An 11,852-nucleotide genomic window follows, 5' to 3' on the forward strand; every position below is an offset into this window, starting at 1 on the left:
CTGAGCACAAGCTCAGGATGCTTTTTTATTTAAGAATCGGCTTTAATGAGGTTGATATGCAGGACGGTGAGCTCATGCTGACTCATATCTGGATCATGGCCTACGATAAATTCGAGTTCATAATCACCGGTTCGATACACATATTTTTTCTCTTTTGTCTGAGGAATGGTACTCACTGAATCCGCTGGTCCAAGCTGTTTCTTTAGTAACGAAGGGGTCATACCGCCGATATTTGTTTCTTTTTCTACATTTGTACCGAAATAACGGATTTCATCAATTTTGCCTTTTGCATCATAGTGAAAAGCAAATCCGGGATTTCCCATTTCCGCATGATACAAATCAAAGCTGCTTTGACCTGTTTCTGGATATGGATGTCCGAGCTGATGATGAACGTCTTTTTTTGTTTGAACGCCTATTTTCAGTCCCTTCGCATAGTAGGGCATTTGTCCTTTATGTGCCAGCTTATAAATGCTGTTAAGCGCGGCTTTTGGACCTTGAGGAACGGATTGCTCTGCTGCTGGTTTAATCATGGCGTGTGCTGAGACCGCAGGGCTGAAACCGAATAGGGCCGATGAAGCAAGTGAGGCAGTTACGACAAAAGCTGCTGTTTTCTTCATGATAAATCCCTCCTTCTTCTCCTATACCCGGGGCCATCATGATCAAACGTGAAAAGAACCAGCTGATCAAGGATCGGCTGGTTCTTAGCATGAGAACGTTATTTTGAAGAAGAGCTGGATTCATCTTTGGCGGAAGAGGAATCCTTTTCATCCTGTACTTTCTTTGTATAGTCATAATCGTTGCGGTCAATTGGTGTAAAGCCTTTAGGCTTGTAGAAACGGAGTAAATCTTCGGTGACAATCTTATCAGATGTCTCCAGCATCTTTTTCACCGTTTCATTTTCTTGTGATGCCTTGTCAGTTGGCTCGATTTTCTCGCCTGTTTTGTTGCTGTAATAGTTATTGCCTACTTTCGTGTAGTCCTTAGACACGAAGTCACCGTTTCTAAATGGCACAAGCTCTTTAAAGTTCTTCGATAAGATATCAGAACCAGACATTAAATAGTTCTTCGTATCATCGCCAAGCAGGTGCAGAAGAGTTGGTGCGACATCGACTTCACCAGAGTATTTATGAATCTGTCCGCCTTTTACGCCAGGAACATGGATAAAGAGCGGCACACGCATGAGCTGCGCATTTTCATAATCTCCAATTTTTTGTCCAGTCACTTTTTCCATCGCTTCATTATGGTTTTCAGAAATACCGTAATGATCGCCGTACATAATAACGACGGTATTGTCATAGAGACCTGACTTTTTCAAATCGTTGAAGAACTGTTCAATCGCTTCATCTAAATAATGAGCCGATTGGAAGTAGTTATCGACGACAGAGTCTCCGAAGTCACCAGGTTCGAAATCAGTATCACCTTCATCCATTCCAAATGGGAAATGGTTCGATAAGGTAATGAATTTCGAATAAAACGGCTGCTTCATGTTTTTAAGGATTGGCATGGATTCTTTGAAAAACGGTTTGTCTTTCAGACCGTAGTTCTTCGTATCCTGCTCGTTCATATCGTAGTACTCAGAATCGTAAAATCTGTCATATCCAAAGGATTTAAACATTTCATTACGGTTCCAGAAGGTTTTCGTATTTCCATGGAATTCTGCTGACGTATATTGATCCTTCTTCAAAATACCAGGGAGTGCTTGATATGTGTTTTGCGCCTTGTTAATAAAAACAGAGCCCTGTGATAATGGGAATAACCCAGTATCCATCATAAATTCAGCATCAGACGTTTTTCCCTGTCCTGTTTGATGGAAGAAGTTATCAAAGTAAAACGTTTTATTGTCGTGTGCCAATGAATTAAGGAATGGCGTTACTTCTTTTCCATTGACCTTATAATCAATGACAAAGTTTTGCAGAGATTCAAGAGAAATTGTAATGACGTTCATGCCTTTCGCTTTCCCGTAATAAGCAGGGTTAGGATCAGCGCTGTTCGCTTTTAAATAGTTCTCTACATCTGTCACGTCATTTGAATTTGCCAGAGCACGCTGGCTGTTTGATTTTACATTTTGAATGGCATCAAACACAGTAAAGTTATAAGCGCCTAAATATTTAACTAAATAATTGCGGTCGAACGATCTTGATAAAAGCTCTGGACGATCGATCTCTGCAGCCACTAAGTTTAAAACAAAGATCACAACAGAGGACACAAGGACGAGTCTAAACGATTTTGACTTTTGAACAGGTACAGTGGCTGTACTTGTTTGCTGCCTTTTCATGCGGACTGCAAGTACGATCAAAATGATTGTATCAATAAAGTAAAACACATCAGTCCAACGCATGAGTGAAAATGCACTATCACCTAATTGTCCGCCATTCGTTCCTGCCTGCATCACTGTAGGCAGCGTGATAAAGTCATTGAAGAATCGATAGTACACGATGTTTGCGTATAGTAAAAAAGACATGAAAAAGTGAATCACAATGATAGCGGCAGGCTGCCATTTTTTCTTGAACAATAAAGCAAAGCCAAGAAAGAACAAGCTGGAGCTAATAGGATTCACGAAAAGCAAAATATGCTGAAGCACATTTGATATACCAAGTTTAAATTCGATTAAATACGCTGAATACGTTTTGAGCCATAGTAAGACGGCTGCAATCAGAAAGAAGCCGAGACCTCTTTTTTGAATAAATGTTTTCATATAAACACTCCTTTTCTCCGTTAAACGGAAGAGGCGGAACGAAAGAAAACGAACCATTAGAATATACCACGAAATGCACAAATAGAAAAGTCATAACCAGTGAAGAGCCTTTGGAAGCCTGTCCGAGCAATAAAAGGAGAGAAAATGAAAATATTCGCCCATCGAAAAACTTTTTATGAAAATCGACCTATTATTGACAGAAAATTCAGTAATTTTCCAGTTGCTATATCAATAAAACAGGTAAAAAGACACAAGTCTAAAGAATTAATTTGATTTCTACAATGGTCATTTAGAGAGTATTTCCATTGTTTCTTAATGTTTATGCAGGTTAAGCAAAAAAAATGAGCCATGGAATGGAACAAAGCGATGGATAAAAATCCCTCTCGAACAATATATCAATATATTTTTGTGTTTCACGAAAATAATGGTTTTCATGTGTTTTTTAAGGGTTTTATTTATTTTAATAAGTGAACAAATTATCTAAATATACTTAAGTGAACATATTGAGACTATAAACTTCTGAATTGGGGTCGATATAGACAGTGACAGGAAATCTTCCATTGAAAGGATTGATAGTATATGACTGTACGAGCAGAGAACCTCGTTCAGAACTGGTTTCCGAGTGAGGACGGAAATGCAGGAGAGCGTAAAGAACTCATCAAATTGATGGAGCAGATCATTTCAGGGGTCGATGACCTGAAAGATCCCAACCGTGCACACCTTAAAGGTGAAAAGAATCGTGGGGAGGACTTTTACAAAAAGCTCACTGAAACAAGTCAAATTCCGATGAACGGCCAGCAAGCGGAACTTGTGAATGAAGAATTACTGAAGCTTTTACATAACCATCCATACCACACCAAGTATTTCTTCACGAACATTTTGCCAATGGCAAGTACACCAGGAATTTTAGGCATGCTGACAGCTATGCTGGTAAACGGAAACAACCTATGGGATGTTTATGGACCAGCAGGTGCGGAAGCTGAGGTCAGAGTGGTCTCAATGATGTCTAAGCTCATCGGATATGATCCAAATGTGAGCGGGGGATACACAACATGGGGAGGTCAAGGAGCGATTTTTTCAGGACTTCGTTTAGCGATCGCAAAGGCTGCGCCGGAGTCACTGCGAAAAGGAGTTCCGCAAAATCTTTATGCGTTTTGTTCTGATGCTGCACATTACAGCCTATTTAAGTCAATGGAAGCAACAGGACTTGGCACAAACAACTTAATCAGAATTAAGACGAATAAAGATCATTCAATGGATATGGAAGATTTGCGTTGTCAAATGGAACGTGTTGCACAGGGTGGCGGGATTCCCGTTTATATTGTTGCAACAACCGGAACAACAGATGCCATTGCAATTGATGATGTAAAAGGGGTACGTGAAACAGCAGAAACGATTGCTGAAAAGTATGATCTGAAGGTGCCGCATATTCATGCAGATTCGGCGCTGGGTGGATTCTTTGCTTTCTTTAATGAGTATGATGTATCGGAAAATCCGCTGCAATTCTCAGACGGTGTTCTTCGTATGCTAAAAGAAATCAAAGCGAAATTCCAGCATCTGTCTCTTGCAGACTCGATGTGCTTTGATTTTCAAAAGCTTGGCCAAACACCTTACACATCCAGTTTATTCCTAGTGAAAAACGCTGCTGACTTAAAGCGTTTGGACCTGGAAGAACAGGAGACACCATATGTTGGCCATAGAGGCTACGGGGAATACCATACGGGTTATACACTGGAATGCTCAAGAATGGGAAGCTCGATCAGTATGCTGAGTGTGCTGTTAACGTTTGGGATTGAAGGCTATCAGCGCTTGCTCGGTCAATTCTTAGAAGTGAACCTTGCCTTCAGAGAAGCACTTAGTCGGGAAATTCCGCAAGCAGAAGTCGTGAATGATGACAACGTCGGAATGGCTACATTATTTAGAATTTACCTAGACGGCTCACCGCGTTTTCAAGAAGAGATTTCTGACGAAGCGACTTCAATCGAAATTGAGCGGAACAATGAATTGAACAAAATGCTGTTTGAAAAGCTTGGAGAGAAAAGAGATGAGATGTTCTTTGGCGATACAACGAAGTTTTTACTTGTCAACTCGAAAGAAGGCCAAGAATTCTATCTAAGTGTTAGTAAGTTTTTTGTCATCTCACCTTATACGTTACCAGAGCATATCCCTCATATCGTATCTTATTTAAAAGATGTGATTGCATCTGTTTGTGGACAATTTGAAAATGTACATGCTTAAATCAAATCTGAGAGTGGAGATGTAGGAAAAAATGGCGAAACAAAGGAAATTTGGAGGATACACGATATCCTCTAAAATCATGTCAGTCGTTACCGTAACATTACTCGCAACCGTTGCATTATTCGTTCTAACCTTTTATCTAGTGAGCCAGGATTTATCATCCCAGTTATTAAAGCAATTTGATTATCGATTAACAACAGATATTGATACTGCCAAAAAAGAAATCGATAACATCGATGGAAACGTGCTCAGCATTAGCGGGAAGGATGATCCCATTTATGCCGAGATTAAAACGAAATTCACAGAGCTTCAAAAAGATCATACGCTTGAGAACTTATACGTGTTATCTAATAAAGGCGGTAAAGAAAGAATTATCGTATTAACTGGAGAAGACAATGATTTTGACCAGGATTATGCATTTTCAGATGAGATGAAACAAGCTCTTTCTGAAGATAAAATGGTCAAAAGTGATATTTACAAAGATTCATTTGGTACACATAAATCAGTCTTTTTGCCAATCAAGGATTCAGGCGGTGAGCTGACAGGGATTTTAGGCATTGATTTAGATGCGTCTGTCGTGCCTCAAACAACGCAGAAGCTGACGATCTATATCACAGTGGCATCTGCCATTGTGCTCATCGGTGGATTACTCTTCTCATACTTTATGGGAAGAAGAATTGCGAAACCAGCACGTTCATTGATGGAATCAGCGAACCGAATTGCTGACGGTGATTTAACTGGTGTGGTAGAGGTTGAAAGTAAAGACGAGATCGGCCAGCTTGCCGCATCCTTCCAAAAGATGCAGGGGCGGATCAAAGAGCTCATTTCGAAAATCTCACACTCATCTAGTGAAGTGTCGAAAATGTCTTCACAGCTTCGTACGGTGACGAACGAATCGAGTCAAAGTGCGCAGCAAGTATCAGAAGCCATGACGAATATGAGTGAAGGAATCAATGATTCTGTCGCAAATATTACGGATTGTACGACATCCGTTGCTGAGATCGATACGCAAATCGAAGGTGTCACAAAAGAAGTTGATGAAATGAAATCTGTTTCATCTAACGTACAAGAGCAGTCAGAATCTGGTCAAAAATTAGTGAACCATGTGCTTGATCATCTGAATATGCTACATGACAAGATGACCAACTCAAAGCAGGCAGCAGAAGAATTACAATCTCATTCAACGGAGATTGAAAGTGTCATCTCGATTATTACAGACATTTCAGCACAAACGAATCTGCTTGCACTGAATGCTTCCATTGAAGCGGCACGTGTTGGAGAAGAAGGAAAAGGCTTTGCTGTTGTGGCAGATGAGGTGCGCAAGTTAGCTGAGCAATCAGCGGATGCGGCTAAAACCGTTTCAGACCTTGTCATCGGTACACAGGAAAACAGTCAGCGCGTTCTTGAAAGCGTAGAGGAAAGCAGTAAAGCAGTGGAAGAAGGACGTGAGCAAATGGAAGGCACGTCACAAAACTTCGCTTTGATTTACGACGGTGTGTCCCAGTTTTCAAGAAGAACGAACAATTTGCTTGCTTCTATTAAGCAAGTTGAGAAAGCATATCAAACGATTTCTACATCGATTGAGCAAATTTCTGTTGTATCGGAAGAACATGCAGCCAGCTCTCAAGAAGTGGCGGCAGCAACAGAACAGCAAAGTGCTGGTATGCAGCAAATTTCAAGTGCGATTGAACAGCTCTCTGATATGTCGGATGACTTAGCACAAATGGTCTCAACCTTCAAAGTCGACAATAAATAACGAGAAAGGGCTAAAATATTTAGCCCTTTTTCTCTTTTCAGCGAAGAAGGGACGAGCACCTGAGCGCAGGATAGACACCGAATGCGAGGGGTTGTCTAGATGCTGAAGCTGGCTCTTGTGAGAGAGCCAGCTTTTTTGCTATGCTTAATCAAATACTTGCGGCGAAAGGAGAAACGCTATGGATTTTGCGCAGAGATTATCAGAAGAACGGATCAAAAAAGCGATGGATAACGGGGCTTTTGAAGGATTATCTGGCTTTGGGAAGCCTCTGCCAAAAGATGATGCTGCTCATGTACCAGAAGAACTTAGAATGGGCTACCGCATCATGAAAAATGCCGGATTTGCTGGGGAAGAAACAGCGCTGAAAAAAGAACTCATGACTGTCAAAGAGCTGCTTCGCTCCAGTATAGACGGAGAGGAGAGAAAAAAGCTGTCTCTCATATGTGAAGAAAAACAAAAACGTCTGGATGAACTTACATCTAAGCGCCAAACTTTTGCCCGTCCAGCTTCCTCCTTTTATAAAAATAAGGTCTACGAGAAATTAACGGAGCATAAAAAAAGATGATGACACGCTGCCTCTCCTGAGCACATTGAGGGGGGCTTTTTTTATGTAAGCGCTGCATTTTGTTGTTGACTACATGTATATACAAATATAAAATAAGAATCAAACATGTATATACAAGTTTTTTGGTTCTTTTTTCTTATATAAAAAAACGATCTCGGAGGGGATAGTATGGCTGATTATCAGGCAGCAGCAGATCAGATTGTGAAAGCCATCGGCGGCAAAGAAAATATTGATCAAGCGACACATTGTGTGACAAGGCTGCGCTTTGTGCTGAAAGATGAAGGTAAGGTGGATGAGAAAGCACTTGAACAAATTGAAGAAGTGAAGGGATCTTTCTCAGCGAACGGTCAATACCAAGTGGTGATCGGCCAAGGGGTCGTCAATCGAGTATATGCCGAAATGGTCAAAAGGACGGGGATTGGGGAAGCCACAAAAGAGGACGTCAAGCGTGCCTCTGATCAAAAACTAAATCCATTGCAGCGTGCTGTGAAAACGCTTGCGGATATCTTTATACCGATTCTTCCTGCCATCGTCACAGCCGGTTTATTAATGGGGATTAACAATATTTTAACAGCTCCTGATATTTTCTTCGATCAAAAATCGATTGTGGATGTGTATCCGGCATGGGCTGATTTAGCGAATATGATCAACTTAATTGCAGGCACTGCCTTCACCTTCCTGCCAGCATTAATTGGCTGGTCAGCTGTGAAGCGGTTTGGGGGGAATCCGCTTTTAGGGATGGTCCTTGGACTAATGCTTGTACATCCAGACTTGTTAAACGCATGGGGCTATGGAGCGGCTGAGAAGACCGGTGACATTCCTGTTTGGAACTTGTTTGGACTTGAAGTGCAGAAGGTAGGCTATCAAGGACAGGTTCTTCCGATACTCGTTGCCTCTTATTTACTTGCAAAGCTCGAATTATTTATTACAAAACGGACACCTGAAAGTATTCAGCTTTTAGTTGTTGCACCGATTACGTTATTAGTCATTGGATTTTTATCATTTATCGTCATTGGACCTGTTACCTTTGCAATCGGTAATGTTTTAACATCTGGACTTGTAGCTGTATTCCAGCAATTCGCAGCACTTGGCGGTCTATTATATGGCGGACTGTATGCAGCATTAGTCATTACAGGAATGCACCATACGTTCCTCGCTGTGGATATTCAATTGATTAACTCAAAGCTGCACGGCACGTTCCTATGGCCAATGCTTGCACTGTCCAATATCGCACAAGGATCAGCTGCACTGGCAATGATGTTTGTCTTAAAAGATGAAAAGCAAAAAGGACTTTCGCTGACATCAAGTATTTCTGCTTATTTAGGAATTACCGAACCGGCGATGTTTGGGGTCAACCTGCGTTATCGATTCCCATTTATTTTTGCACTGATCAGCTCAGGATTAGCCGGTATGTTTATCGCCTCTCAAGGGGTGCTGGCAAGCTCAGTTGGTGTTGGAGGCATTCCAGGAATCTTCTCCATTATCCCGAAATATTGGGGGGCATTTGCAATTGGAATGGTGATTGTACTCATCCTCCCATTCATCGGTACTCTTTTATATGCAAAACTAAAAAAGAAGAAGGATTTTTCAGAAGAACTTAACTAGTGGTGGTGAAGGAAATTGAATCAGCAATCAAATGAACCGTGGTGGAAAAAAGCGGTGGTCTATCAAATTTATCCGAAGAGCTTTTTAGATACAACGGGCTCTGGTACAGGGGATATCAATGGCGTGACGAAAAAGCTTGATTACATCAAAGAGCTTGGGGCGGATTGTATTTGGCTCACGCCAATGTATGAGTCCCCGCAGCATGACAACGGCTATGATATTAGTGATTATACAAAAATCCATGACATGTACGGCACAATGACAGATTTTGAACGCATGCTGAAGGAAGCGCATGAGAGAGGAATACGAGTCATCATGGATCTAGCCGTTAACCATACATCCATTTTCCATGAGTGGTTTCAAGCCTCGCGTGAGTCAAAGGATAACCCTTACCGAGATTATTATATTTGGAAGGAGCCAAAAGCGGACGGATCTCCTCCGAACGATTGGCAGTCGAAATTTGGCGGCCCAGCCTGGGAACTAGACGAAATAACAGGAGATTATTATCTCCATTTATATGATGTCACTCAGGCGGATCTCAATTGGGAGAAGGATGAGGTGCGCAGGAAAGTATATGACATCATGCACTTTTGGTTTGAAAAAGGAATTGATGGGTTCAGGCTGGATGTCATCAACAACATTTCAAAGGATCAGCGCTTCTTAGATGATGCCGGACAATCTGTGCAAGGCGACGGCCGCATGTACTATACGGACGGGCCGAGAATTCATGAATTTCTGCATGAAATGAACCAGGAGGTTTTTTCGAAATACGATAGCATGACAGTTGGAGAAATGTCTTCAACGAATATCGCAGACTGCATTCGGTATACAAGACCTGATCGGCAGGAGCTGGATATGACGTTTAACTTCCATCATTTAAAGGTGGATTATCCAAACGGCGAAAAGTGGGCGATCGCACCATTTGATTTTCAAGAATTAAAGTCGATTCTGTCTGAATGGCAGACGAAAATGCATGAGGGCGGCGGCTGGAATGCGCTGTTCTGGTGCAATCATGATCAGCCGCGTATCGTCTCAAGATATGGTGATGATGACACGTATCATCAGCAATCAGCGAAGATGCTGGCGACCACGATTCATCTGATGCAGGGGACTCCTTATATTTATCAAGGTGAGGAAATTGGCATGAAGAATCCTCGCTTTGAGGACATTTCGTCTTACCGTGATATCGAATCACTCAATATGTACGAAGTCATGCTTGAAAAGGGAAAATCAAAGGAAGAAGCACTCGCCATTTTACAGGTCAAGTCAAGAGATAATGCGAGAACTCCAATGCAGTGGACCTCAGAGAAGAATGCAGGCTTCTCAACAGGAACGCCTTGGATTGAGCCAGCCGATAACGACATTTCGGTCGAAGCTGCGTTAAAAGACCGGACGTCCATTTTCTATCATTACCAAGCCCTTTGCAGACTGCGTAAAGAACTTGATGTGATCACATATGGCAGCTTCTCCTTACTTTTAGCAGAAGATCCAAAGATTTTTGCTTATGTTAGAGAAAGCAAGAATGAGAAGCTCCTCGTGATCAACCACTTTTATGCAGGGGAGGCGGACTTTACGCTTCCTGATGAGCTTGTGCAGGCTGTAGATGAGATGGAGGGGCAAGTCCTGTTATCCAATTATGAGGATGTGCCGGCACATATCAAGGGATTTACGTTGCGCCCATATGAGTCAATCGTTTATCATTTAACCAAACGCTAGAAAATGGGGCGGAGGGAAAATGAAAGAGAATAAGTTTCGAGTGATTTATGATCAGCTCGCAAGACGAATTGAGCAAGGTGAATGGCAGGATAAAGGCATCCTCCCATCAGAGCATGAACTTTCTATCATGTACGACACGTCCCGGGAGACGGTGAGAAAGGCATTAAATATTCTGGTGCAAAATGGCTATATTCAAAAAATCCGCGGGAAAGGTTCTGTATTGCTGAATCGGGAGAAAATGCAGTTTCCTGTTTCAGGTCTTGTCAGCTTTAAAGAGCTTTCCCAAACGCTTGGCCGAAAGACGGTCACAACAGTTCATGAATTTGGTTTAATCAAACCGGATCAGTATATTCAGTCTCAGCTGAAAATTGATGAACAGACAGACGTCTGGAAAGTCATTCGATCTCGCAATATTAGCGGTGAAGAGGTGATTTTAGACAAGGACTACTTTTTGCAAAAGCATGTCGAAGTATTGTCTAAAGACATATGCGAAGGATCAATCTACGAGTATATTGAGGGAGAACTCGGTGTATCGATCAGCTATGCTCAAAAAGAATTTGTGGTAGAGCCATGTACAGAAGAGGACGCCAAGTACCTTGATTTGAAGGGATTTGACCATGTCGTTGTGGTAAAAAATTATGTGTTCTTAGAGGATACGAGTCTATTTCAATACACAGAAAGCCGTCACCGATTAGACCGCTTCAGATTCGTCGATTTTGCTAGAAGAGAAAGAACGGACAGAGCCTAGGCTCTGTCCTTTTCAGGTTATGGGAAAAGTAGATGACGAATAGATCACTACTTTCTGGAGGAAAGATGATGAGAGTAAATAGACCATTAAAATTAAGAGATTTAGAAATATTCAGTGTGATGAAAGATCAGCAGATTTTATGTTATGTCATCATTGAAGATACTCGAAAACCGTTTACGGCAGAAGACAGAAAGCTGGAACCTTTATGTTATATGGATGAAGAAGATATACAAGCGTATTTGAATGTTTTTCATATTTCCATTATCAATGATGAAAAATTAAGTGAAGAGGATTTAACTCTTGTAGAAGATTATTTTGCAGACTTTGTGAATAATACAAACTTAACGAATTTTATTATAAGAGATTATGTTCAAGAGGATTTATATGCCGTCGATGATGAAGATGACATCACGTTCTTCAATAGAATGCTGCGTCATATAGGATCAGATGAGGTGAAACAATTTGATAAACGCAATTGGATTTATTTATCCCAAGATTGAGATGAGAAAAGACAGAGCATAGGCTCTGT

The 11,852-nt window shown here is 41.4% G+C and carries 9 protein-coding genes; 7 read left to right on the forward strand and 2 right to left on the reverse strand.

The annotated features are described in order from the left end of the window. Window positions 1-29: 29 nt before the first annotated feature. Entirely contained in the window at window positions 30-617 is a 588-nt protein-coding gene (locus AAYR28_RS03660) for a YjgB family protein (RefSeq protein ID WP_034283677.1), read from the reverse strand. A 98-nt stretch (window positions 618-715) separates the two neighbouring features. After that, window positions 716-2,695 (reverse strand): LTA synthase family protein, encoded by a 1,980-nt coding sequence (locus AAYR28_RS03665; protein ID WP_101676696.1) that lies wholly within the window; start codon window positions 2,693-2,695, stop codon window positions 716-718. 579 nt (window positions 2,696-3,274) lie between these two features. On the opposite strand from AAYR28_RS03665, the gene AAYR28_RS03670 reads away from it, so the two are divergent. The 7 genes from AAYR28_RS03670 (at window position 3,275) to AAYR28_RS03700 (ending at window position 11,823) form a co-directional block, all read left to right on the forward strand. Next, window positions 3,275-4,933 carry a pyridoxal phosphate-dependent decarboxylase family protein gene (locus tag AAYR28_RS03670; RefSeq protein WP_345808931.1) on the forward strand — a complete coding sequence of 553 codons (1,659 nt, stop codon included), beginning with the start codon at window positions 3,275-3,277 and terminating at the stop codon, window positions 4,931-4,933. Window positions 4,934-4,964: 31 nt separating this feature from the next. Further along, window positions 4,965-6,689, forward strand: coding sequence for a methyl-accepting chemotaxis protein (locus AAYR28_RS03675; RefSeq protein WP_041116177.1), 1,725 nt, complete (start codon window positions 4,965-4,967; stop codon window positions 6,687-6,689). A 178-nt stretch (window positions 6,690-6,867) separates the two neighbouring features. Then, complete coding sequence (locus AAYR28_RS03680; RefSeq protein WP_041116179.1) at window positions 6,868-7,254, forward strand: DUF1992 domain-containing protein; 387 nt, start codon at window positions 6,868-6,870, stop codon at window positions 7,252-7,254. 168 nt (window positions 7,255-7,422) lie between these two features. Next, entirely contained in the window at window positions 7,423-8,859 is a 1,437-nt protein-coding gene (treP, locus tag AAYR28_RS03685) for a PTS system trehalose-specific EIIBC component (protein ID WP_101676698.1), read from the forward strand. A gap of 15 nt (window positions 8,860-8,874) precedes the next feature. Beyond that, entirely contained in the window at window positions 8,875-10,575 is a 1,701-nt protein-coding gene (gene treC / locus AAYR28_RS03690) for an alpha,alpha-phosphotrehalase (protein ID WP_041116184.1), read from the forward strand. Between the two features lie 19 nt (window positions 10,576-10,594). Further along, window positions 10,595-11,323: a trehalose operon repressor gene (treR, locus tag AAYR28_RS03695; protein WP_061110564.1), complete on the forward strand. Its 729-nt coding sequence runs from the start codon at window positions 10,595-10,597 to the stop codon at window positions 11,321-11,323. A 65-nt stretch (window positions 11,324-11,388) separates the two neighbouring features. After that, a complete protein-coding gene (locus AAYR28_RS03700) occupies window positions 11,389-11,823 on the forward strand; it encodes a terpene synthase (RefSeq protein WP_111927623.1) in 435 nt (144 codons plus the stop codon). Window positions 11,824-11,852 lie beyond the last annotated feature (29 nt).

It is taken from the genome of Bacillus safensis, from assembly GCF_039619585.1.
In the GTDB taxonomy this organism is placed as follows: Bacteria; Bacillota; Bacilli; order Bacillales; family Bacillaceae; genus Bacillus; species Bacillus safensis.